This is a genomic window from Williamsia sp. CHRR-6, assembly GCF_018474015.1.
Taxonomy (GTDB): Bacteria; Actinomycetota; Actinomycetes; order Mycobacteriales; family Mycobacteriaceae; genus Williamsia_A.
The window spans coordinates 80,038-103,361 of record NZ_JAHCSG010000001.1 but is presented as its reverse complement, the minus strand read 5'-3'; the positions used below and the strand labels follow the sequence as shown (position 1 = coordinate 103,361).

Genomic DNA, 23,324 nt, shown 5'->3' with positions numbered 1-23,324 from the left:
ACGAGGTCAGCCGATCGGGCGGGCCGCCCGGTACCGGTCGAGTACCTCAGGCGTCGGATCGGCCGTGAACTCCCGCCCGCCCGCGGTCGGCCACGCCGGGGGCCGTGTGCCACCCGAGAGTGTCCATGCGGCCTGGCGGGCCGCGCCGTCGGCGACGTACTCACCGGGATCGGGAACCCAGACCGGCACGCCAAACACTGCCGGCGCCATCGTTCGCACTGCCGATGACTGTGCGCCACCGCCGATGAGCAGAATCCTCTCGACACCCACCCCGTGTCGGGTGATCGCCTCCAGCCCGTCGGCCAGCGAACACAGGAGACCTTCGACGGTCGCTCGAGCCAGGTTTGCACGTGTTGTGGAATGCAACGACAGCCCGCTGATGGCGGCCCGGGCGTCGGGCAGATTCGGCGTGCGCTCCCCGGCGAAGTAGGGGATCAGGGTGACACCGTCGGCGCCGGTGGGCGCCGTGCGGGCGAGATCGGAGAACTCGTCGAGCGTCACGCCCAGCAGCGCCGCCATGGTCTGCAGGACCGGGGCGCCGTTGAGCGTGCAGACCAGGGGCAGCTGATGGCCGGTGGCGTCGGCGAACCCGGCGACATAGCCGTCGGCGTCGGCGGTGGCGACGTCGGTGACCGCGCACACCACGCCCGAGGTGCCTACCGACACCATCACGTCGCCTGGGCCGGCGTCGACCCCCAACGCTGCGGCCGCATTGTCGCCGGCGCCCGGTCCCAGCGCTGCGCCCGAGACGGTGTGGCCGACGACTTCAGACGGCCCCGCAACGCGGGGGAGCAGCGGAGTGCGACCGTGCATGGCCAGGCTCAGCAGAGCGGGGTCGTACTCGCCGGTCCGGGCCGAGAAGTACCCGGTGCCGCTTGCGTCGCTGCGGTCTGTGGTCAACGTGGCGATGTCTGTCGACCCGCTCAACCGCCAGGTGAGCCAGTCATGCGGAAGACACACCGCCGCAGTCGCGTCAGCGTGCTGGGGTTCGTGGTCGGCGAGCCAGCGCAGTTTGGCGGCGGTGATGGCGGCGACCGGAACCACACCCACCCGACGCGCCCACTCACCCGCGCCACCCAGCTCGCCGATCAGCGCCTCCGCAGCCGCTGCGGAGCGGATATCGTTCCACAGCAACGCATCTCGCACCGGTTGGCCGGTGCTGTCGAGGCACACCATGCCGTGCTGCTGGGCGCCGACCGACACCGCATCCACGTCGTCTATCCCGCCGGCGTCGGCGACCGCCGCCTCCATCGCGCGCACCCAGGCACGCGGGTCCACCTCGGTCCCAGCCGGATGAGGGGCGCGTCCGCTGCGTACCACTTGCCCGTCATCGCTGTCGCGGACGACCACCTTGCACGATTGGGTCGACGAATCGATCCCGGCCACCAGTCCCACCACGCCACCTCCTCTGCTGTCTCGCCTCACGGTGTTGTGTGACGTACCGCCGCGGTTGTCCGCCACGAGCGTTCTCCGGTGACGCTACGCGGTGCCACCTGGCGTCGACGGTGCCTGCAGTGATCTGCGTTGGCGAGCAACGGTTGTCGAACAGCGGTTGTCGAAGCCCGAGTGCGAGCCCCGGGTGTTCAGTCCACGAGGCGGGCCCCGGTGTCCGGGTGGAACAGGTGCACGGTGGACTCGGTCTGGGTGAACCGGATCTGTTGGCCGATGGCGGCCGGACGGCGCTGGGAGGTGCGCGCGACCAGGGTGACCGGATCCCCGTCGATGGTCCTCACCCGCGGGTCGTCGACGGTTGCGTACACATAGGTCTCGCTGCCCAACTCCTCGAGCAGGCTCACCGTGACCGGCACGCCATCACCGGAATCGCTGAGGGAGAACGACTCTGGGCGCACCCCGACCACCACCGTGCTCAGGCCCTGACCGGTGAGCTGTGCGCGCGCCGAGCGTTCGATGGCGATCGTGGCCCCGGCGATGGACACCCCTTCATCGTGCAGTGGAGCCGAGAACAGGTTCATCGCCGGCGAGCCGATGAACCCGGCCACGAAGGCGTTGCGGGGACGGTCGTAGAGATCGGTGGGTGTGCTGAACTGCTGCAGGGTGCCGTTGCGCAGCACGGCCACCCGATCACCCATCGTCATCGCCTCCACCTGGTCGTGGGTGACGTAGACGGTGGTGGTGCCCAGGCGTCGCTGCAACGCCGCGATCTGGGTGCGGGTCTGCACCCGCAGTTTGGCATCGAGGTTGCTCAGCGGTTCGTCCATGCAGAACACCCGTGGATCACGAACGATGGCTCGGCCCATGGCAACCCGCTGCCGCTGCCCGCCCGACAGCTTGCCCGGCTTGCGGTCGAGGAAGTCGGTGAGGTCGAGCAGCCGCGCGGCCTCGGCGACCTTTTGTTTGCGTTGCTCGACGCCGACGCCCCGCATCTTCAACGCGAAACCCATGTTCTCCCCGACGGTCTTGTTGGGGTAGAGGGCATAATTCTGGAACACCATTGCGATGTCGCGGTCTTTCGGAGCGACCCCGACCATGTTGGCGCCGCCGATGCTGATCGACCCGGAGTCGATCTCCTCCAGACCGGCGAGCATGCGCAGCGCGGTCGACTTCCCCGATCCCGACGGCCCGACGAGGACCACGAACTCGCCGTCGGCGATGTCGAGGTCGAGGGAGTCTACTGCGAGCGTGTCGGCGCCGGGGTAGACGCAGCACGCTTTGTCGTAGGTGATCGAGGCCATGGTGTTCTCCTGTGTCGCAGGCGGATCGGAATCGAAGGGAGGTCGCGGTGAGCGGGTCAGATGGTCACGGTGTCACGGGATGGCTGGGGTCACGCGATGGCTGGGGTCACGCGATGGTCGGCTCAGCGGGGCGTCACTTGATGGCACCGAAGGACAGGCCGCGGACCAACTTGTTCTGGGCGATCCATCCGCAGACGACGACCGGCAGTGCCGCCAGCACCGACACCGCAGAGAGTTGCGCCCAGTACAGGCCTTGCCCGGACATGAACCCGGTCAGGAACACCGGCATGGTCTGGGCGTTGACCGCGGTCATGTTCACCGCGAAGAAGAACTCGTTCCACGAGAAGATGACACAGATCAGTGCGGTGGCCGCGATGCCGGGCGAGATGAGCGGCAGGTTCACCTCGCGGACCGAGGTCCACAGGCTCGCGCCGTCGATGCTTGCGGCCTCGAGCAACTCAGCGGGTACCTCCAGGAAGAACGACCGCATCATCCAGATCGCGATGGGCAGGTTCATCGCCGTGTAGAGCACGACCAGCGTCCAGATGTTGTCGAGCATGCCGATCTTCCCGACGATGACGTACAGCGGGATGATCGCGGCGACGATCGGCAACATCTTGGTGCTGATGAAGAAGAACAGCGCATCGGAGGTCTTGCGGACCGGCCGTAACGACAGCGCGAACGCCGCCGGCACGCCCAGCGCCAGCACCAGGACTGTCGACATGACGGTGGCGAAGACGGAGTTGAGCAAGGGCGTACCGATACCCGCGTCGAATGCGTTGCGGAACTGCTCCAGCGTCGGGGTGAAGAAGAAGGTCGGTGGATCGGTGTTGGCGTCGCTCTCCTTCTTGAACGCGGTGAGCACCATCCACAGCACCGGGAAGAAGAACCCGATGGCAAGAATCCAGGTGAGCCAGGTCAGGGCGATGCCGCGCGGGTTGCGTGCGCGGCTGGGACGTGGTGAGTCGTCGCGGTGCGCGCGAACGGGTGTGGTGATGGCCATCAGACCGACTCCTCGGTGGGGCTGAAACTGGTGAATATCAGGCGAAGGGCGGCGGTGGCGACGACCATCGTCGCGACGACGGTGACCACGCCCATCGCGGCGGCCTGTCCGATGTCGAAGCCGAGGAAGGCGCGCTGATAGATGTAGAACGGCAGGTTCGAGCTCGCCACCCCCGGACCTCCGGAGGTCATCATGTAAACCGCGTCGAAGGTGTTGACCAGATAGATGGCGCCCAGCACGGTGCCGAGTTCGATGAACCGTCGCAGGTGCGGCAGCGTCAGCTCACGAAACAGACGCAGGCTGCTCGCACCGTCCACACGAGCGGCCTCGGTGATGTCCTTGGGCATCGACTGCAGGCCCGCGAGGATGAGCAACATCATGAACGGTGTCCACTGCCAGACCAGCTCGGCCATCACGCTGGCCAGTGGGTACTCGGTGAGCCAGTCGGTCGTGACCCCGAACGGACTCAGCGCCCATTGCAACAATCCGTTGGTTGGCGAGAGCAGGCTGGTCTTCCACAGCAGTGCCGAGGCGACCGGGGTGATGAGGAACGGCGTGATGAGCAGGGTGCGAACCACGTTGCGGCCCACGAACGAACGGTCGAGCAGCAATGCGAACCCCAGACCCAGGATCACCGCGATGATGACCGTGCCCGCGATGAGCAGCACGGTGTGACCGGTCACCGACCAGAACTGTTTGTCGCGGAAGACGTCGACGTAGTTGTTGAGCCAGTTGAACTCTCGCGATCCCGGCCGGACCAGGTTCCACGACTGCGTCGAGTAATAGAGGGTGAACAGGAACGGGATCTGGGTGACCACGATCATGAAGATCAGCGCGGGTAGCAGCGGTCCGCGTCGACGCCAGCCTTCGGCACGACTGATCTGATCGCGCCTCGACCTCAGTCGGGGCGGTCGGCTGGATTCGCCGACGTCCTGCGGGGGACCGGGTTCGGCAAGTGTGGTGGCCACGCTGTTCACCTCTCCTTCTGATAGGTCTTGCCGACTGCCTCGGCGTAGATCTGTGATTGCTTCAAGGCCGCCTCGACGCTGATCTGACCGGCGATCGCGGCGCTGATCTGCTGACTGACCCGAGTACCGAGGTCTTGGAACTCGGGGATCGCGAGGAACTGCACACCGGTGTAGGGCACCGGCTTCAGGCTCGGCTTGAGCTGGTCGGCCGCCTTCATCGCCGAGAGGGTGGGCTCGGCGAAGGCCGCCGAGATCTTCCGGTACTCCGGAAGCTGGTAGGTCGACAGGCGGCTGCCGGGGGGAACGTGACTGGGGCCCAGTTTCGCTGCCACATAGGCGATGTAGCGCTTGTTCGTCATCCAGTTGATGAACTTCCAGGCGTCGTTCTTCTTCGTGCTGCTCGACGGGATACCCAGCGACCAGGTGTAGAGCCAGCCGTTGGCACCCTTGGCCATACTCGGCGCCTGCGCGTATCCGACGTCGCCGGCGATGGTCGAGGTGTCTGGGCTCTCCAGCACCGACACCGCCGACGTCGCGTCGTACCACATGGCGGTCTGGCCCTGCGACAACAGATTTCCGCATTCCTGGAAGCCAGATGATGCCGCGCCCGGTTCGCCGTACCTGCGGACGGTGTCGACGTAGAACGTCACCGCCTCGGTCACCTCGGGACTGGTGAGTTGGGCGTTCCAGTTCTCGTCGTACCAGCGACCGCCGAAGGCGTTGATGACGGTGTTCAGCGGGGCCAGCACCTCGCCCCATCCGGGTTTGCCGCGCAGACAGATCCCGGAGACCTTGCCTCGGTTGAGCTTTCGAGCCGCCTCGGCCACCTGTGGCCACGTCGGCTGCGCCGGCAGGGTGACCCCGGCCGCGGCGAACATCTTCTTGTTGTACATCAGGAACGAGGACTCGCCGTAGAACGGGGCGGAGTACATCGAACCTCGGTACGACAGAGCATCTCGGAGCGTGGGGATGAAATCGGCTGCGTCATAGGACGGGTCGGCGTTCATGAACGGCGACAGGTTGACCAGCCAGCCGTTCTGCGCCCACATCTTGGTCTCGTAGTTGCTGATCATCACCACGTCGAACTCGCCACCGCCGGTGGCCACCGATGCGGTGATCTTTGCGCGAGCCTCGTTCTCCGAGAGCGTGACGAACTTCAGACGCACCCCCGGATTCTGTTGCTCGAACTGATTGGACAGCGAGATCGCATCTGTCATCTGCGAATTGGAGACCAGTGCGATGGTGACAGCGCCGGATCCGCCGTCGGTGAACGATCCGGCGCCCGCGCATCCGGTGGCGATCATCGCGACGGTCGCCAGCAGCGCCGCCACGGTCCGTCGGCGTCGTCGTGGTCGGGACCGTGGTTCTCGGGTCGGTGCGATCGCGTTCGCGGTTGCGGCGTGATTGTCGGTCACCGTTGACCTTTCTGTTCGGAGAGCAGCCAGTTCGCGGTGGGCAGATCGGTGACCAGGATGGTCGCGAACCCGCCGCGCAATGCTCCGAGAATCGATTCCTGCCGGTGGGTTCCACCGGAGACGAGAATGGTGGTGGCGCAGGTGTTGATGCGTTCCAGCGGTACCGACACGGTGCGACCGGCCAGCGAGGAGGAGACCGGCTGTCCGTCGATGTCGTAGAACCGTCCCCCTATCTCCCCGACGGCGCCGAGCTCGAGCAGTTCGTCGAGAACCGCGCTGTCTATGAACGCCCCCTCGAACAAGGTGGTGGACGTGGAAACCGATCCGACGCCGAAAAGCATGATGTCGGCATCCTCGGCAGCCCGCAGCGGGGTCGAGAGCACCGAGTCGCGACGCATGGCGGCCACGGTGTCGGCGTCGGCGTAGAGCGGCGCGATCAGTCGCATCGGTTGGGCTCGAAGCTGTTCGGCGAAACGAGTCAGCGCATGATCGACACCGGTCTGGTAGTCGACTGAGGTCATCGATCCATCCATCTGGACAACTCGCCGGCACGAGGTGTTGCGGGTGGCCAGGGCGTCGGCCACGGCGACCTGCTCCGGCCCCCAGGTGAATCCGAAGGTGTCGGTGGGATGGACCCGGCGGGCCAGCACCGAGGCGCCTGCTCGACCAAGAGCGGCGTCGCCCGATGGAGTGCCGTCGGCGGGGGAGTCGATGATGAGAACCTCGTCGAGGCCGAAGGCCTGCTCGAGGGCCCGCTCGGTGTCGGGGTGGATGGAGTTCTGCAGGTGAGCTGGAGCGGTGACCGAGACGGTGACCAGACCCTGGGCTCGCGCGCGGGCGACGAGGCGTCCGGCGGTGGGGCGCGACACCCCGAGACGCTCGGCGATCTCGGCCTGAGTGGCCCCCTCGAGGTGATACATGGTGGCAGCCCGTAGCAGGAGCCGCACGTCGTGGCCGGAGTCGCCGCCGGCGCCCGGTGACGGCGGGGTCTGCCGCGGTGCCTGCGGTGCGGTCATCGTCGACCTCCTCCACATCGAGGGTGAGCATATGCTCACTAGCGGTTCATATGTTCAGTACGCTAGCATCTGGAATGTGACGCACACAACACTCGCAGGGGTGAATCCGCATCTTCCTGACACGATGACCGCGTCGGTGCTGGTGGAGACCGGGCGTGTGGCGACCCAGACCCGGCCCGTCCCGACCCCCGGGCCCGGAGACGTCCTGGTCGAGATCGCCGCAGTCGGCGTCTGCGGATCCGACGCGCACTATTACCGCCACGGTCGCATCGGCGATCACGTGGTGACCGGCCCCATCGTGCTCGGTCACGAGGCGTCGGGGCGCATCGTCGCGGTGGGCGCGGGAGTGTCGCCGGCGCGGATCGGCGAGCGGGTGTCGATCGAACCCCAACGCCCCGACCCGAATTCGGCCGAATCGCGTCGCGGCGACTACCACCTGTGTCCGCACATGCAGTTCTATGCGACGCCCCCCATCGACGGTGCACTGGCCCAGTACGCGACCATCGGTGCGGCCTTCGCCCACCGGGTGCCCGACTCCGTCACCGACGTGGCTGCGGCGCTGTTCGAACCTCTCTCGGTGGGGATCGCGTCGATCGGCAAGTCCGGTCTCACCGTCGGCGGGTCGGTGCTGATCGCCGGAGCGGGCCCGATCGGGTTGGCCTGCGCGCAGGTCGCCCGAGCCCACGGCGCCACCCGGATCGTGGTGTCCGACATCGATTCCACCCGCCGAGAGACGGCCACGCGTTTCGGTGCGACGGCCACCGTCGGTCCCGGCGACGTCGTCGGACTCGAGCCTGTCGACGCGTTCGTCGACGCCTCCGGCGCGCCGTCGGCCATCACCACCGGAATCGGCGTGGTGCGCCCTGGTGGACGGGTCGTCCTGGTCGGTATGGGCGCCAGCGACCTCACCATCCCGGTGTCGATCGTGCAGAACCGCGAACTCGTCCTCACCGGTGTGTTCCGCTACGCCAACACCTGGCCCACCGCCACCGCGCTGGTGACCGCAGGTCTGGTCGACCTCGACGCGATGGTCACCGGGCGTTTCGCGCTCGACGAGGTGGCTGATGCCCTCGACGCCGACCGCGTGGCGGGCAGCATCAAGGCAGTGGTCTTCCCTGGGCGCCTCGTGGGCAACAGGGCTTCATCAGACGAGAGGCACACATCATGACCCAGGCCGTGGGTGACATGTCCTCGCCGGTCCGCCTCGACGAGGCGCATCTGCCCCAGATCGGTTCGATCGCCGTTCCGACCTACCGAAGGCGCCAGAACCCCTGTGGCATGGTCCACTTCGGGGTCGGAGGGTTCCATCGGGCGCATCAGGCGATGTACGTCGATCGTCTCCTCGCCGCGACACCGTTGCCGCCGTGGTCGATCTGCGGCGTCGGTGTGCTTCCGGGCGATGCGCGGATGCGTGACGCGCTGGTGCCCCAAGACGGGCTCTACACGTTGACCCTCAAACACCCCGACGGCGTGGTCGAGACCTCGGTCATCGGGTCGATCGTGGACTATCTCTTCGCCCCCGACGATCCGGAGCAAGTCATCGAGACGCTGGCGGCACCCACCACGCGCATCGTCTCGCTGACCGTCACCGAGGGTGGGTACAACATCTCCGGTGCCACCGGCGAGTTCGACCTCTCGGCGCCGGACGTGGCCGCCGATCTCGTCCCGAACGCGATCCCGCGCACCACGTTCGGACTGATCACCGAGGCCCTGCGGCGGCGTCGCGCCCGCGGCATCGCATCCTTCACGGTGATGTCGTGCGACAACATTCCCGGCAACGGGCACATGGCCAGGCGGGTGTTCACGGCCTTCGCGCGAGCACAGGAGCCTGCCCTGGCCGAATGGATGCAGCTGCACACCAGCTTCCCCAACTCGATGGTCGACCGCATCACCCCCGCCACACCGACCGACCTCGCCGACGAGGTGGCCGCCCGAACCGGTGTGATCGACCGGTGGCCGGTGGTGGCCGAGCCGTTCACCCAGTGGGTTCTCGAAGACGACTTCTCCGCCGGGCGCCCGGCCTTCGAGGCGGTGGGGGTGCAGATGGTGACCGACGTCGCGCCGTATGAGCTGATGAAGCTGCGGTTGCTCAACGCCGGGCATCAGACGCTGTGCTACGTCGGCTACCTGATGGGCTACCGCAAGGTCGACGAGGCCACCGCGGATCCGTTGGTGCAGAGGCTGTTACGTGCGTACATGCAGCAGGAGGGACGTCCGACGCTGGCCGCGGTTCCCGGTGTGGACCTCGACGTATACATCGACACGCTGATCGAGCGATTCGCCAACCCCGCCATCGGCGACACCATCGCGCGGTTGTGCGCCGAATCCTCAGACCGCATACCGCAGTGGTTGGTCCCGGTGGTGGCGCAGCGCCTCGATGCCGGCGGGTCGGTGCGATTCGCTGCGGCGGTGATCGCGGCCTGGACCCGATATGCCGAGGGCGTCGACGAGCAGGGTGAACCGATCGAGATCGTCGATCAGCGGCGAGATCTGCTGGTGCCGTTGGCTCGACGCAGTCGCGACGAGCCGCTGGCCTTCGTGTCGGTCCCGGATCTGTTCGGCGACTTGGCCCAGCGACCGGGGTTCGTCGAGCCCTACACCTGGGCGCTGGCGCGCCTGCGGACGGTGGGTGTCCGCGCGATGGTGGACGAGCTGCTCAAGGATTCGGCGTGATCGTCTCGAGCAACGCAACGGCCCTGTCGCACAACACCGTCGACACCTGAGCCGATCCGGACAGCTCGGGGTGATCAGTGGCCCCGACCAGTCGCCACCTTCCCGGTGGCAGGTCGACGGCGGTGTCGTCGTCGGGGTCGAGGGTCGGTAGGCAGGAGGTGATCACCACGACGTCGGTGCCCCGCAGGAACGCGATGACCCGATGTGCCTGTCGGCCACGAGCGGCGAGTGGCCGATAACTGTCTGCGGCACCGAAGGATTCGGGATGGGCGCGGCGCACCGACAGGGCGGTGCGCACCGCGCTGGTCTTGACCTCTGGGCTCGCCGAGACGTCGACCGGTCGACGGTTGTCCGGGTCGACCAGGCTGTCCTCAAACCATTCGGTGCCCTGGTACACGTCGGGGACGCCGGGGACGAGGAGGCTGAGAACCTTGTGGGCCACACTCGTTCGCTCGATCTCAGGACCCAGATCGGTGACCAGTCGGCTCACCTCGGCGCCCACCGGGCCGTCGATCACCGCGTCGATCCAGGCGTGCATCGCGGCTTCGGCTGCGGCGTCCACCGCAGTCCAGGCGGTGATGATGCCCGCTTCCCGGGCCGCCTTGGTGGCGTAGTCGTGTAGCCGTCGACGCCGTGGCGCGTCCACGCCGCCTTGAGCGGGCCACACCCCGATCATGTTCTGCAGCAACAGCAGTGCGGTGGTGCCCTCGATCTCGCCGAGCACCCCGGCGTCGGTCGCAGTGCGCAGCGTGTCGGTCAACGACCGCCAACGATCCGGGTGATGGGTGAGCAGGGCGATGCGGCTGCGTACGTCCTCACCGCGTTTGGTGTCGTGGGTCGACAGGGTGGTCATCGCCGACGGCCAGTCTCGTGACCGGGCCACGTTGAACGCGTGGAACTCTGCCACCTCCACCCCGAAACGACCGGGGTCTCCGCCCACCTCCTGCAGGCTGACCAGGCGCGCGGTGCGATAGAACAGGTAGTCCTCCACGCTCTTGGCGGTGGTGGCGCCGCCGACCTGCGCCAGCCGCTGCGACGCCTCACCCTCGTCGCCCACCGCGCGCGCGATCATCCGTAGGGCCGGGCGCAGGCCTGGCATCCGGTCGCCGACCTGGGCGATGGTGGTGTCCAAGCGCGCTCGCAGACTGGGGTAATCGGCTCGATACACCCCGAGGGTGGCCACGACCTGCCCGACGGCCTCGGTGAGGTCGCCCAGGTGCACGCCGGCGGGATCGAGGTGTCCGTCATCGCGGGCGGCCTGCAGGACCGATCGGATCAGCCGCGCGCGTTCGGCGGGAAACATCTCGGCGAGCGTCTGCAGCTTCGCCTGGTGTTCGTGTTCGGCCAACCACGTTGCCCCACCGTCGTTTCCCGTCCACTGCCGGTGCACCTCACCGAACGCCGATTCGGCGTCGGAGTCGACGAACACGCCGTCGAGGACCCGCAGGGCGTCGTAGCCGGTGGTGCCGTCGACCGGCAGCGCCGGATCGAGATCCTCCTCGACGGCGAGCACCTTCTCGATCCACAGCAGTCGATCCGGGCCGATGTCGGCGCGCAGGCGGGTCAGGTATCCGACCGGATCGGTGAGACCGTCGGGGTGATCCACGCGCACACCGTCGATGAGATCCTCGGCGATCAGCCGACGCAGCATGATGTGCGTGGCGTCGTAGACCCGAGGATCTTCCTGTCGCAGCGCGGCCAGACCGTTCACCGCGAAGAACCGGCGGTATCCGATCACCCCGCTGTCCCACGGCACCAGCCGATAGTGCTGGGCATCGTGGGCGCGGATCGGATCACTGGTGTCGGTACCCGCCGCCAAGGGGAACCGGTGGTCGTAGAAGGCCAGTTCCGTTGTCCCGTTTGGACCCTCGGCGAACGACAGGGCCGCCAGGTCGTCCGCCGAGCCCAGGACCGGCAGAGCGATCGCGCCGTCGGCCCCGTTGTCCGGCGCCCAGTCGATGTCGAAGTAGTCGGCGTAGGGAGAGGCCTCACCGTTGCCCAACACATCCCACCACCAGATGTTCTGGCGGGGATCGTCGATCCCGGTGTGGTTGGGCACGATGTCGACGATCAGGCCGATGTCGTGGTCGCGGCCTGCGGTCCGCAGCGCCCGCAGACCCTCGATTCCACCGAGGACGGCAGCCACCTCGACCGGTGGGATCCAGTCGTAGCCATGGGTCGAGCCGCCCATCGCAGTCCCGATGGGCGACAGGTACAGGTGACTCACTCCCAGGCGCTGCAGATGGGGAAGTATCGCGGTGGCGTCGGCAAAGGTGAACCCGGCGTGCAACTGCACCCGATAGGTGGCGTGGATCGGGCGCATCAGCGGGGCGCGCGTAACACCAGCAACGAGCGCTCACGCACCCGCACGGTCGCCCCGCTCGACGCAGTCACCTCGGTGCTCCCGGTGGCGGTGGCGGTGTCGAGTGCGCCCACCCAGTGCGACCCGTAGGAGTCGCCGGGTACCACGAAGTCGATCGGCTCATGGTGGGCGTTGAACAGCATGAGAAAACTGTCGTCGACCACCTTGCTTCCCTGGGCATTCTTCTCGCGAATCCCGTTGCCGTTCAGATACACCGCCAGGCTCTTGCCGAATCCACTGTCCCAGTCGGCCTCGGTCATCTCCTGCGCCGACGGGGTGAGCCAGGCGATGTCGCGGACCTGATCGCCCGAGCGGATGGGACGCCCGGCGAAGAACCGGCGCCGACGGAACACCGGATGCTGGCGTCGCAGCTTGAAGGCGCGACGGGTGAACTCGACGAGGTCGGCGTTGGTCTGCGCCAAGGTCCAGTCCATCCACGACAGAGCAGAGTCCTGGCAGTAGACGTTGTTGTTGCCCAACTGGGTTCGGCCCATCTCGTCGCCGTGGGCGATCATCGGGGTGCCTTGACTCAAGGCCAGGGTGGCCAGGATGTTGCGCTGTTGGCGCGCCCGCAGCGCCTCGACCGCCGGATCGTCGGTGGGGCCTTCCACCCCGCAGTTCCACGACCGGTTGTGGCTTTCGCCGTCGCGGTTGCCCTCGCCGTTGGCCTCGTTGTGTTTCTCGTTGTACGACACCAGGTCTCGTAGGGTGAATCCGTCGTGGGCGATGACGAAGTTGATGCTGGCACTGGGCCGGCGACCGGTCGCCTCGTACAGGTCCGACGACCCGGTGAGCCGGGATGCGAACTCGCCCAACGTGGCCGGCTCGCCCCGCCAGTAGTCGCGGACGGTGTCGCGGTACTTGCCGTTCCACTCGGTCCACAGGCCCGGGAAGTTGCCCACCTGGTACCCGCCCTCACCGACGTCCCAGGGCTCGGCGATCAGCTTGACCTGGCTGACCACCGGATCCTGTTGCACCAGGTCGAAGAACGCCGAGAGCTTGTCCACGTCGTGCAGTTCGCGGGCCAGGGTGGAGGCGAGGTCGAAACGGAACCCGTCGACGTGCATCTCCAGCACCCAGTACCGCAGCGAGTCCATGATCAGCTGCAGAGTGTGGGGATGGCGGGCGTTGAGGCTGTTGCCGGTTCCGGTGTAGTCCATGTACATCGCCGGATCGCCGTCGACGAGGCGGTAGTAGGCGGCGTTGTCTATACCCCGCAACGAGATGGTCGGTCCCAGGTGGTTGCCCTCGGCGGTGTGGTTGTAGACGACGTCGAGGATCACCTCGATGCCTGCGTCGTGATACGCCCGCACCATAGTCTTGAACTCGGCCACCTGATTTCCCAGCTGGCCGCGGATGGCGTAGTCGGCGTGTGGTGCCAGGAACCCGAAACTGTTGTACCCCCAGTAGTTTCGCAGCCCTTGGTCGAGCAGGGTCTGATCGTGCATGAACTGATGCACCGGCATCAGCTCGATGGCGGTGACACCAAGACCCTTGAGGTGGTTGATGATCGACGGGTGGGCCAGCCCCGCATAGGTGCCGCGTAGTTGCTCGGGCACATCGGGATGTGTTGCGGTCATGCCCTTCACGTGCGCTTCGTAGATCACCGTCTCGTGGTACGGGCGGTTGGGTGCACGATCGTTCTGCCAGTCGAAGAAGGGGTTGATCACCACCGAGACCATCGTGTGGCCCAACGAGTCCAGGCCGGGCAGCTCCGGACGCTCCGGTTCCACCGGCAGGGTCTCGGCCTCCTCGAGGCTCATGGTCCCCGCGGATTCGGCTGGGGTGGCGGCGATCTTGGTACCGGACTCGGGGAGATCGGCCTCGGTGGATTCGGCGTCGGTGGATTCGGCGTCGACCGTCTCGGTCTGGGTGGTGGCGTGGGTGTCGGTTCCGGTGACGTGGGAACCGGGGCCATCGACCGCCTCGACACTGGTCGGCTCCACATCGCTCGATCCTGCGTCGCCGTCGGTCTCGATGTCGGGCAGATCGATGGGGTAGGAGTACAACGACCGATCGCCGTCGAAGTGTCCGTGAAACGATTTCCCATACGGGTCGAGTAGCAGTTTGGATGGGTCGCAACGCAATCCGCGGTCCGGGTCGTAGGGGCCGTGGACGCGAAACCCGTAGCGCTGTCCAGGCGCGACGGCAGGCAGATAGCAGTGCCATACGAAACCGTCCACCTCCTCGAGGCGGATCCGGGTCTCGGTGCCCTCGTCGGAGATCAGGCACAGCTCGACTGCGGTGGCCACCTCGGAGAACAGCGAGAAATTGGTCCCGGCACCGTCAAACGTGGCCCCCAACGGGTAGGCCGTCCCGGGCCACACCATCAGCGGCGTGGCAGAGGTGTCTGAACCAGGTGCGTCGGTGACCTTCGGGTCGGTGGGTTCCGGCCCTGCGCTGGGCGCTGTGGTCATTCGTGCTCTCGCGACGTCATGAGGCAACCCTAGTCGCCCGGCGTGGCGCTCTCAGTCCGAACGCCACGCTCACGCCCACGGCAGCGCGGCGCGCAGTTGACGCTGCAGTTCCGGGGCCAAGCTGCGCACGAATGTCGCGCTGAGGTGGTGCCAGTCGCGGTACACGCTGATGTTGCCCACCACCGCCGGGCAGAACGAGCGGTCGCACCAGCCGTTGGACAGATCGATCGGCTTGAGCATCCGAAAGCGGCTGACCAGCGCGAGAGTCGGGTTGACTTCGTCGTACGCGCTCGCGCGGGTGGTCCCACAACTGCGTGCGGTGCCCCCGCCGGCCAGGCAGGTGGGCGTGTCGATCGGGCCGGTGGCGCTGTGCGGCCACACACTGTCGCGCACACCGAGGATGGGGATCCCGGCCCGATCGAATCGGTCCAGGATGGGTAGGTAATCCGGTGGCACCCATTCCCCGACGACGCCGTCGCGGGGCCGGGTGGTGTTGGTGAACACCGCATCGGGACGATCGGCGATGATCCGGTCCATCACGCGGTTCACCCAATCACCACACTGCGGGTAGGGCACCCCGTTGACCACCGGTGCGGGGTCGCTTGACAGTGGGCATCCGAACTTCAGGTACGTCGTCACCCGGAAGTGCTGGATCTTTCCGATCAGGTCGAGTGCGGTGATCCAGTACTCGGCATGCGAACCACCGGCCAGCGCGATGGTGCGTGTGGCCGTCGGGTCGCCGTACACGCCCACCCGGATGGTCGGGTCGGTGAAGTTGCTGATGTTGCCGTCGCGAACGGTGGCGGGCAGGTCCTTGACCACGGCCAACGCCTCGGGCACGGGATCCACGCGGGGAACCGGAACACCGTCGAAGAAGGCGCGGGCACCGGGATACACCTCCGGGTCCAGGGCGGCGGTGTTCACCACGATCCGGTCGACATGGCGCTCCCAGGCGCGGATACCGACGCCGCATGTCACGGTGGCGGCGACGAGGCAGACGGTGAGCAGCACCGGGTATGCACGGCGCCACCGCACACTCGACCGGGCTCGGTGGGTGCCGGTCGAACCGGCCGCCGATGACGGAGCCCGCAACGGCTTCTCCACGCAGACGGTGGTGATCCACGCCGCCCCGATCGACACCACGAGGATCCCGAGACCCTCGACGAACGAGGCATGGTCGATCCCGCGGTGGGCCAGGTAGAAGATCAGCAACGGCCAGTGCCACAGATACAACGCGTAGGAGATCGACCCCAACCACACGGTCACCCGACCGGCCAGCAGTGCGGTCATCGGCGAACGTTGCGCGGTGTCCGGTGCCTGCGCCCCGGCCCAGATGATGATGAGGGTCGCCGACACCGGGACCAGCGCCCAGGGGCCCGGGTAGGAGTCCACGCCGTCGATCCAGAACCCGCAGCTGACGATCACCCCGAGCGCGACCGCGATCATGCCGGTACGCAGCGCGAGTGGCACCCGCAGGCGGGGGGTGTACACGGCGAGGAGGCCACCGGCCAGCGGCTCCCAGGTACGCGCGATCGTGTCGTAGTAGTTGAACGGTTGGTTGATCGACATCCGGTGGGTCGCCCACGCGAACGACACCGCCGCCACCGCTGCGATCGCCACCCCGACGACTGCCCGGATCACGCTCTCGCGTCGCAGGACACCGAAGCGCTGCAGCACCGGCAGCTGCGCCGCGCCGGAGAGCACACCGGTCAGGGCGAGGGCACTGACCAGCGTCACCACGAAGAACTGTCCCTGCACCGACATCGACCACAGGTGCTGCAGCGGACTGTTCGCCGAGCTCGCCGCGGCGTAGTCCTCGGAGTTCAAGGCCAGGAACCAGTTCTGGTAGTACAGCGCCGACGCGACCACCTCGTGGAAGGTGGGCATCCATCGGGTGCGCGGCAACGCCTCCACGGTCAACACGGTGATCGCCACCAACACCACGATCAGACCCGGCAGCAGCCGACGCACCAACCGGACCAATCGAGGCCCCGGGTTCACCGCCGAGAGCAATTGCGGCCACCCGGACGGTTGCTGGTTCAGCGACGAGATCGTGTGACGCAGAAGAGAACCGACGAAGAAGTACCCCGACAGGGTGAGGAAGACGTCCACGCCTCCCGACACCCGGCCGAACCAGATGTGAAAACACGCCACCAACACGATCGCGATGCCGCGCAACCCGTCGAGATCGCGCCGGTGGCCGCCCGCGCCCCGACGCGCATGTGCCGACGCGGTCGGTCGGGTGGGTGCGGTCACCACGTCGCTGTGCTCGATTCAGAAATTGTCGTCGCGTCAGGGCTGGTTGCGTCAGGGCCCGTTGCGGCTGGGCCTGTTTGCGGCTGGGCCTGTTTGCGTCAGGGGCCGTCGCGCCCCAGGCACCTCGGTGGCCGGTTCCTGGCTCGGGAGACCACGGCCGGGCGGCGAATACCGCGGGTGGTCTCCACCGATCCGCCGACGCTGGCAATCGAGAGATTACTCGGCCGGACTGCGTGTGCAGTGCTCCGACTCGGCGCGGCGCGCGCCCCGGTCGTGGCCTCGGCGGGAGTCACGTCGTCGCCGATGGCGGCGATGTCGGTGACCGATGGCGGCGATTACCGTGGCCGGTGATGTCTGCACCTCGTCTCACCCCGTCCGAGATCGCCGCGATCGATGCCGACCTCATCTGGCATCCCTATGGCTCGCTGCCCGCACGGCGCCCCGCGCCGCTGGTGGTCACCTCCGCGCAGGGCGTCCGGCTTCACCTGGCCGACGGCACCGAGTTGGTCGACGGGATGAGCTCGTGGTGGGCGGCCATCCACGGGTACGCGCATCCGGTACTCGACGCCGCGGTCACCACCCAACTGCAGTCGATGTCGCATGTGATGTTCGGTGGGCTCACCCATGAGCCCGCGGCACGGCTGGCGCGCACGCTGGTCGATCTCACCCCGCAGGGCCTGGCTCACGTGTTCTTCAGCGACTCCGGGTCGGTGGCGGTCGAGGTGGCCGTCAAGACGGCGTTGCAGTTCTGGCGCGGTCAGGGGATCGATCGCACGCGGCTGCTCACCTGGCGCGGCGGCTACCACGGCGACACCTTCACCCCGATGAGCGTGTGCGATCCAGACGGCGGCATGCACTCGGCGTGGACCGGGGTGCTGCCCGAGCACCTGTTCGCGCCTGCGCCGCCGCCGCGACACGACGAGGACTACGTCGCCGAACTCGAGCGCATGGTGGTGGAGCACGCGCACGAGGTGGCGGCGGTGATCGTCGAGCCGATCGTGCAGGGCGCCGGTGGTATGCGCTTTCACCAGCCCGATACGCTGCGTGCGCTACGTCGGATCTGTGACGAGAACGCGGTGTTGTTGATCTTCGACGAGATCGCCACCGGGTTCGGTCGCACCGGAGAGCTGTTCGCGGCCGATCACGCCGGGGTCACCCCCGACATCATGTGTGTGGGCAAGGCGCTGACCGGTGGATACCTCAGCCTGGCGGCCACGCTCTGCACGAGCGAGATCGCCACCGCCATCAGCGGCGGGAGCATGGGCGTGCTGGCGCACGGCCCGACGTTCATGGCCAACCCGTTGGCCTGTGCGGTGTCGCAGGCCTCGATCGACCTGCTGCTCGCCGACGATTGGCGGACCCGGGTGCGGGGCATCGAGACGCGCCTGCGTGCCGGTCTCGAACCGCTGCGCGACCGTCCCGGCGTCGCCGACGTTCGCGTTCTCGGAGCCATCGGTGTGGTGCAACTCGACTCCCCGGCCGACATGGAACGAGCCACTGCGGCCGCGACGGCGGCGGGGGCGTGGCTGCGACCGTTCGGCGCGCTGGTCTACACCATGCCGCCGTTCGTCTGCACCGACGCCGACATCGACACCATCGTCGCCGGCATCGCCGCGGTGGTGACCGACCATGCGCGTCACCTCGACGGTCAGAACCGGTGACGGCCTCGCTACCGCGGTGGTCGGCGTGCTGAGCCAACCGGTGTGAGATGGTCGGAGACGATGACTGCCCATGAACCCCACCCCGGTGACGTGTCGAACCCGGCCGTGTCGCGTCCGTCCGGGTCGGACCCGATTGTGGCCGATTCGGCGCTGGCCTGGTTGGCCGATGCTGCCGCGGTCCGGGCCGACGAGGGGCTGCACCGCACGCTGATGCCACGTCGGGTCGGGGAGGAACTGCTGAATCTCGCCTCCAACGACTACCTCGGCCTGGCCCGCGACCCGCGGGTCGTCGACGCCGCAGTGGACGCGGTGCGCACCTGGGGTACCGGGGCCACCTCGTCACGTCTGGTCACTGGCACCACCGAGCTACATGATCAGCTCGAGTCCGATCTGGCCGAGTTCCTGGGCACACCCGCAGCGGTGGTCTTCTCGTCGGGATACTTGGCCAACGTCGGGGTGATCACCGCATTGATGGGTCGCGGCGACCTGATCGTCAGCGACGCAGGTGCCCACGCCTCGCTCATCGACGGGTGTCGCCTGTCGCGGGCCCGGGTCGTGGTGGTCGATCGTGGCGATCACGCTGCGGTCAGACAAGCGCTGGCCCACCGCGACGAGGAACGCGCGATGGTGGTCACCGACTCGGTCTACAGCATCGACGGCGAGGTGGCTCCGGTGGCCGAGCTCTACGCCGCCGCCCGCGCACACGGCGCGGTCCTGGTGGTCGACGAGGCCCACGCGATCGGGGTCCGGGGGCGCGGTGGTCGAGGGATCGTCGACGAGCTCGGGCTCAGCGGTGCCGCCGATCTGATCGTCACCGGGGTGTTGTCCAAGTCGCTCGGTGCCCAAGGTGGCGTGGTGGCGGGATCCCAGGCGGTTCGCGATCACCTCATCGATCGGGCTCGCACCTTCATCTTCGACACCGGACTCGCCCCGGCCGCGGTGGGCGCTGCGCGCGCCGCCCTGCACGTGCTGAGGGCGCAACCAGAGGTGGTCGACCGGGTGCGCGTCAACGCCGCCCGGTTGGCCCGGGCGTGCGGCGCCCCCAATCCATCGGCGGCGGTGGTGTCGCTGATCGTCGGCGACCCGGCCGCAGCGGTGGCGCTCGCGCAGAGGTGTCGCGCCGACGGGGTGCTGGTCGGGTGTTTCCGGCCGCCGTCGGTGCCGCCGGGCACCTCCCGCATCCGGCTCACGGTGCGCGCCGACCTGACCGACGCCGCGATCGATCGGGTGGCCGCGGTGGTCTGCGCGGCGCGGGCTGAGGTCCTCGACCAGCCCGATGAGGCGGTCGCTGAGCTCGGCCTGCCGCGATGAGCGTCATCGTCGTCACCGGCACCTCGACCGATGTGGGCAAGACGGTGGCCACTGCCGCACTGGCCGCGACGCTGACCGGGGGTGACGGTCGCGACGCATCGGTGGCGGTGTGCAAGCCGGTGCAGACCGGGGTGGGGGTCGATGAGCCCGGTGACCTGGCCGAGATAGTTCGACTGGCCGGCGTTCGCGACACCCGAGAAGTGCTGCGCTATCCAGATCCGCTGGCCCCGGAGACAGCAGCGACCCGCGCCGGGATGGCACCGGCCACGCTGGGGCCCATCGTCGCCGCCGTGCGCGAACTCCACGACCACGACCACGTACTCGTCGAGGGTGCCGGCGGGGTGCTGGTGCGGCTGGGCCCGGACCTGACCCTGCTCGACGTCGCCGACGCACTGCAGGCTCCGGTGCTGGTGGTGGTCGGGGCCGGGCTGGGCACGTTGAACCACACCGAGCTGACCGTCGGTGCCGTCACCGATCGCGGCCTCCGCGTCGCGGGCCTGGTGATCGGCTCCTGGCCCGCCCAGCCAGGACTCGCCGAAGAGTGCAACCGCACCGATCTGCCTCGATTGACCGGCGTCGATGTGGTCGGGGTGGTGCCCGAGGGCGCTGGGGCATGGGACCGCGACGCGTTCTGTGCTGCGGCGCCCACCTGGTTCGTCCCGGACTGGGTGCAGAGCGTTCGCTCGGTATGAGGCAGACTCATGGCGAAACGGTCGTCTCCGTCCGGTCTCGCCACGGCGGGTTCTGGCCGATCGGCCACCACATCTGACTCGCATTCGAGGAGGGCCCGTGACCCAGGCTCCAGTACGCCCCGACACCCCCGGAGACAACCCAGCCGAGATGGCGGGTGACATCCTCGCGCTCGCCCGTGAGCAGGTGTTGGAGCGCGGCGAACCCCTGGGTTACGAGCAGGTGCTGCAGGTACTGCGCCTCGACGACGATCGGCTGACCGAACTGCTGCAGCTGGCCCACGACGTCCGGATGAAGTGGTGTGGACCCGAGGTCGAGGTCGAGGGCATCATCTCGCTCAAGACCGGCGGCTGCCCCGAGGACTGCCACTTCTGTTCGCAGTCGGGTCTGTTCACCTCCCCGGTCCGCAGCGCCTGGATCGACATCCCGTCGCTGGTCGAGGCGGCCAAGCAGACCGCCAAGACCGGCGCGACGGAGTTCTGCATCGTCGCCGCCGTTCGTGGCCCCGACAAACGACTCATGAGCCAGGTGGCCGCGGGAATCGAGGCCATCCGTGACGAGGTCGACATCCAGATCGCCTGCAGCCTGGGCATGCTCACCCAGGAGCAGGTCGACGAGCTCGCCGCGATGGGCGTGCACCGTTACAACCACAACCTCGAGACCGCGCGCAGCCACTTCCCGAACGTGGTGACCACCCACACCTGGGAGGAGCGTGAGGGCACCCTGCGCATGGTCCGTGAGGCCGGCATGGAGGTCTGCTGCGGCGGCATCCTGGGCATGGGCGAGTCGCTGGAGCAGCGGGCTGAGTTCGCCACCGAACTGGCCGCCCTCGATCCCGACGAGGTGCCGCTGAACTTCCTCAACCCGCGCCCGGGCACCCCGTTCGGCGACCTCGACGTACTGCCGGCCGCCGATGCCCTGCGCGCGGTGGCGGCGTTCCGACTGGGGTTGCCACGCACCATCCTGCGGTTCGCCGGTGGCCGCGAGATCACCCTGGGCGACCTGGGTGCCAAACAGGGCATCCTCGGCGGGATCAACGCGGTGATCGTCGGCAACTACCTGACCACGCTGGGTCGTCCGGCTGAGGCCGACCTGGATCTGTTGGCTGATCTGCAGATGCCGATCAAGGCCCTCAACGACAGCATCTGAGGTGCGGCGATGACGGTCACCCCAGTGCAGCCCGACCCGCGCGACGCCGAGCCCCGCGCGGTCGCCGCGACCGGTCGGTCGCCGTTGGCCGAGCCGCTGCGATACGCCGTGTACACCGGTACGCCGGTCGATGACGATGCCGCGCAACGGGTTCCGCGGGCCGCCCAGTTGGGGCTGGAGCCGCCACGGTTCTGCGGGCAGTGTGGCCGTCGGATGATCGTGCAGGTGGTGCCCACCGGGTGGACGGCGCGCTGCTCGCGGCACGGAATGGTCGACTCGGCGGAACTGGGTCGACGATGACCGGATCGTTCGACGATCAGTCGGCGATCGCGCCTACCTCCACCTCGGCTGCGAGCGGGCAGTTCCCCGACCCGCCTCGCATCGATCCGTCACGGCGCGACCCCTTCGCCGCGCTCACGCCGATCGCCGTGGTGACAGGTGTCCTGCTGCTCCTCGGAAGCCTCGGCGGCGTGGTGTGGGGACTGATCACCCCCGGTGTCGCGGGGGTGGTGATCGCAACCGATCGAGTTTCCGACCTGACCGCAGACACCGTGCACCGTTTCGACGCCATCGCCTTCTATGCCTGCATCAGTGCGGTGGTGGGGGTGATCAGCGCAGTGATCGTGTGGTCGGTGCGCGCGGTGCGCGGGCCGATCGGGGTACTGGTCCTGGTGCTGGCAGGGGCGGCCGGATCAGGTCTCGGGGTCGGCATCGGTGGGCTGATCTCAGGAGTTCGTCATCCCGGTGCCGGTGACACCTCGCCGGGGGGCTATTTCCAGTCCTCGGTCAGCCTGCGACTGGGCGGCGCCGGCATCGGTGCTCTGGACCTGTCGTGGGCCATCGTGACGGTGACCCCGACCGTGGCGCTGATCGTCTACCTGGTGGCGGTCCTGCGGGCCCGCGATCCAGCACTTGGTGTGCGGGAGCCGACGAACTGACCTGCGTTCAGGCGCTGATCGACTGGCCGGCGGTGCCTGTTCACGGCGGCGGACGCAGGGTGGCGAACTCGTCGGTGACCCGTAATCCGTTCTCGGCGAAGCGGTACAGCGCGGGTGGGCGACCACCACTGCGCCCGGTCCGCCCCACGGTCCCCGTCGCCGCCACCACCCCACGTCGGCTGAGGATGCGCAGCAGGTTGGTCGAGTCGACCGGGTAGCCCAGCGCCGCGCCGTAGACGTCGCTGAGGGTCGACATCGAGAACTCTGTCGGCGCCAAGGCGAACGCGATGTTGGTGTAGGAGAGCTTGGCGGCCAAGCGGGTTCGGGCCAGCGCCACGATCGCAGCGTGGTCGAAACTCATCGGCGGCAGGTCGTCGAGTCGATGCCAGCGGGTGTCGGCGGGCAGCTGCGCGTCGGGATGATTCAGCGAATCCGGCCGCACCAGGCCCAGATACGTGGAGGCGAGGGTGCGGGGGCCGGGGATGCGGTGTGGATCGGAGAACACGGCCAACTGCTCGAGGTGGGCCACCTCTCGCAGGTCCACCTTCTCGGCGAGATGTCGGCGCATCGACGACTTCAGGTCCTCGTCGGGGCTCAACACCCCGCCCGGCAGTGACCAGGTACCGCGGGCGGGATCCTGGGCGCGCTCCCACAGCAGCACCGACAGTCGTGGGGGAGTGTTGTCGGTGTCGACCGCGAACACCGCGCCGAGAACCTCATGGGCGATGCTCGGGGGCGTCATGGGGCTCAGTGTAGGGCGACGGAGCAGGTC

Annotated in this window: 18 protein-coding genes; 8 read left to right on the top strand and 10 right to left on the bottom strand. The window is 68.0% G+C overall.

Annotated elements, in window-relative coordinates:
* Nucleotides 1–6 precede the first annotated feature (6 nt).
* From xylB to KIK15_RS00410, 6 genes are all read right to left on the bottom strand, one after another.
* Nucleotides 7–1,395: a xylulokinase gene (gene xylB / locus KIK15_RS00435; protein WP_214243157.1), complete on the bottom strand. Its 1,389-nt coding sequence runs from the start codon at nucleotides 1,393–1,395 to the stop codon at nucleotides 7–9.
* Between the two features lie 188 nt (nucleotides 1,396–1,583).
* Nucleotides 1,584–2,693 carry an ABC transporter ATP-binding protein gene (locus KIK15_RS00430; RefSeq protein ID WP_214242218.1) on the bottom strand — a complete coding sequence of 370 codons (1,110 nt, stop codon included), beginning with the start codon at nucleotides 2,691–2,693 and terminating at the stop codon, nucleotides 1,584–1,586.
* Between the two features lie 133 nt (nucleotides 2,694–2,826).
* Nucleotides 2,827–3,696: a carbohydrate ABC transporter permease gene (locus KIK15_RS00425; RefSeq protein WP_214242217.1), complete on the bottom strand. Its 870-nt coding sequence runs from the start codon at nucleotides 3,694–3,696 to the stop codon at nucleotides 2,827–2,829.
* The gene (locus KIK15_RS00420) at nucleotides 3,696–4,664 is read right to left on the bottom strand and encodes a carbohydrate ABC transporter permease (protein WP_214242216.1); all 969 of its coding nucleotides are present in this window, start codon (nucleotides 4,662–4,664) and stop codon (nucleotides 3,696–3,698) included. The genes KIK15_RS00425 and KIK15_RS00420 overlap by 1 nt, the downstream gene beginning before the upstream one ends.
* Nucleotides 4,665–4,669: 5 nt before the next feature.
* Nucleotides 4,670–5,968: a sugar ABC transporter substrate-binding protein gene (locus KIK15_RS00415; RefSeq protein ID WP_214243156.1), complete on the bottom strand. Its 1,299-nt coding sequence runs from the start codon at nucleotides 5,966–5,968 to the stop codon at nucleotides 4,670–4,672.
* Between the two features lie 107 nt (nucleotides 5,969–6,075).
* Nucleotides 6,076–7,095, bottom strand: coding sequence for a sugar-binding transcriptional regulator (locus tag KIK15_RS00410; RefSeq protein ID WP_250323876.1), 1,020 nt, complete (start codon nucleotides 7,093–7,095; stop codon nucleotides 6,076–6,078).
* A 124-nt stretch (nucleotides 7,096–7,219) separates the two neighbouring features.
* On the opposite strand from KIK15_RS00410, the gene KIK15_RS00405 reads away from it, so the two are divergent.
* Nucleotides 7,220–8,263, top strand: a complete 1,044-nt coding sequence (locus tag KIK15_RS00405) for an NAD(P)-dependent alcohol dehydrogenase (protein ID WP_214243155.1) — start codon at nucleotides 7,220–7,222, stop codon at nucleotides 8,261–8,263.
* A 17-nt stretch (nucleotides 8,264–8,280) separates the two neighbouring features.
* On the top strand, nucleotides 8,281–9,768 hold the full coding sequence (locus KIK15_RS00400) for a mannitol dehydrogenase family protein (RefSeq protein ID WP_214243154.1): 1,488 nt from the start codon (nucleotides 8,281–8,283) through the stop codon (nucleotides 9,766–9,768).
* Here the strand turns inward: KIK15_RS00400 and treY are convergent.
* The 3 genes from treY to KIK15_RS00385 form a co-directional block, all read right to left on the bottom strand.
* Nucleotides 9,752–12,091, bottom strand: a complete 2,340-nt coding sequence (gene treY / locus KIK15_RS00395) for a malto-oligosyltrehalose synthase (RefSeq protein WP_214242214.1) — start codon at nucleotides 12,089–12,091, stop codon at nucleotides 9,752–9,754. The genes KIK15_RS00400 and treY overlap by 17 nt on opposite strands.
* A complete protein-coding gene (gene glgX / locus KIK15_RS00390) occupies nucleotides 12,091–14,547 on the bottom strand; it encodes a glycogen debranching protein GlgX (RefSeq protein WP_214242213.1) in 2,457 nt (818 codons plus the stop codon). Before glgX ends, treY begins: the two co-directional genes overlap by 1 nt.
* 69 nt (nucleotides 14,548–14,616) lie before the next feature.
* A complete protein-coding gene (locus KIK15_RS00385; protein ID WP_214242212.1) occupies nucleotides 14,617–16,806 on the bottom strand; it encodes an acyltransferase family protein in 2,190 nt (729 codons plus the stop codon).
* Between the two features lie 347 nt (nucleotides 16,807–17,153).
* On the opposite strand from KIK15_RS00385, the gene KIK15_RS00380 reads away from it, so the two are divergent.
* From KIK15_RS00380 to KIK15_RS00355, 6 genes are all read left to right on the top strand, one after another.
* On the top strand, nucleotides 17,154–18,464 hold the full coding sequence (locus KIK15_RS00380; protein ID WP_214242211.1) for an adenosylmethionine--8-amino-7-oxononanoate transaminase: 1,311 nt from the start codon (nucleotides 17,154–17,156) through the stop codon (nucleotides 18,462–18,464).
* Nucleotides 18,465–18,524: 60 nt separating this feature from the next.
* Nucleotides 18,525–19,775, top strand: a complete 1,251-nt coding sequence (locus KIK15_RS00375) for an 8-amino-7-oxononanoate synthase (protein ID WP_214242210.1) — start codon at nucleotides 18,525–18,527, stop codon at nucleotides 19,773–19,775.
* On the top strand, nucleotides 19,772–20,467 hold the full coding sequence (gene bioD, locus KIK15_RS00370) for a dethiobiotin synthase (protein ID WP_214242209.1): 696 nt from the start codon (nucleotides 19,772–19,774) through the stop codon (nucleotides 20,465–20,467). The genes KIK15_RS00375 and bioD overlap by 4 nt, the downstream gene beginning before the upstream one ends.
* Nucleotides 20,468–20,564: 97 nt before the next feature.
* Nucleotides 20,565–21,614 (top strand): biotin synthase BioB, encoded by a 1,050-nt coding sequence (bioB, locus tag KIK15_RS00365; RefSeq protein WP_374222794.1) that lies wholly within the window; start codon nucleotides 20,565–20,567, stop codon nucleotides 21,612–21,614.
* Between the two features lie 9 nt (nucleotides 21,615–21,623).
* Entirely contained in the window at nucleotides 21,624–21,914 is a 291-nt protein-coding gene (locus KIK15_RS00360; RefSeq protein ID WP_250323875.1) for a hypothetical protein, read from the top strand.
* The gene (locus KIK15_RS00355) at nucleotides 21,911–22,552 is read left to right on the top strand and encodes a DUF2567 domain-containing protein (protein ID WP_214242208.1); all 642 of its coding nucleotides are present in this window, start codon (nucleotides 21,911–21,913) and stop codon (nucleotides 22,550–22,552) included. The genes KIK15_RS00360 and KIK15_RS00355 overlap by 4 nt, the downstream gene beginning before the upstream one ends.
* Nucleotides 22,553–22,592: 40 nt before the next feature.
* Here KIK15_RS00355 and KIK15_RS00350 read toward each other — a convergent pair whose 3' ends face one another.
* Nucleotides 22,593–23,294 carry an NUDIX domain-containing protein gene (locus tag KIK15_RS00350; protein WP_214242207.1) on the bottom strand — a complete coding sequence of 234 codons (702 nt, stop codon included), beginning with the start codon at nucleotides 23,292–23,294 and terminating at the stop codon, nucleotides 22,593–22,595.
* Nucleotides 23,295–23,324 lie beyond the last annotated feature (30 nt).

Excerpts from the sequence above, each read along its gene's own strand:
- KIK15_RS00430 (WP_214242218.1), bottom strand. The coding sequence starts at position 2,693 with ATGGCCTCGATCACCTACGACAAAGCGTGCTGCGTCTACCCCGGCGCC.
- KIK15_RS00425 (WP_214242217.1), bottom strand. The coding sequence starts at position 3,696 with ATGGCCATCACCACACCCGTTCGCGCGCACCGCGACGACTCACCACGT.
- KIK15_RS00415 (WP_214243156.1), bottom strand. The coding sequence starts at position 5,968 with ATGATCGCCACCGGATGCGCGGGCGCCGGATCGTTCACCGACGGCGGA.
- KIK15_RS00410 (WP_250323876.1), bottom strand. The coding sequence starts at position 7,095 with ATGACCGCACCGCAGGCACCGCGGCAGACCCCGCCGTCACCGGGCGCC.
- KIK15_RS00405 (WP_214243155.1), top strand. The coding sequence starts at position 7,220 with ATGACCGCGTCGGTGCTGGTGGAGACCGGGCGTGTGGCGACCCAGACC.
- KIK15_RS00400 (WP_214243154.1), top strand. The coding sequence starts at position 8,281 with ATGTCCTCGCCGGTCCGCCTCGACGAGGCGCATCTGCCCCAGATCGGT.
- treY (WP_214242214.1), bottom strand. The coding sequence starts at position 12,091 with ATGCGCCCGATCCACGCCACCTATCGGGTGCAGTTGCACGCCGGGTTC.
- glgX (WP_214242213.1), bottom strand. The coding sequence starts at position 14,547 with ATGACCACAGCGCCCAGCGCAGGGCCGGAACCCACCGACCCGAAGGTC.
- KIK15_RS00380 (WP_214242211.1), top strand. The coding sequence starts at position 17,154 with ATGTCTGCACCTCGTCTCACCCCGTCCGAGATCGCCGCGATCGATGCC.
- KIK15_RS00375 (WP_214242210.1), top strand. The coding sequence starts at position 18,525 with ATGACTGCCCATGAACCCCACCCCGGTGACGTGTCGAACCCGGCCGTG.
- bioD (WP_214242209.1), top strand. The coding sequence starts at position 19,772 with ATGAGCGTCATCGTCGTCACCGGCACCTCGACCGATGTGGGCAAGACG.
- KIK15_RS00360 (WP_250323875.1), top strand. The coding sequence starts at position 21,624 with ATGACGGTCACCCCAGTGCAGCCCGACCCGCGCGACGCCGAGCCCCGC.
- KIK15_RS00355 (WP_214242208.1), top strand. The coding sequence starts at position 21,911 with ATGACCGGATCGTTCGACGATCAGTCGGCGATCGCGCCTACCTCCACC.
- KIK15_RS00350 (WP_214242207.1), bottom strand. The coding sequence starts at position 23,294 with ATGACGCCCCCGAGCATCGCCCATGAGGTTCTCGGCGCGGTGTTCGCG.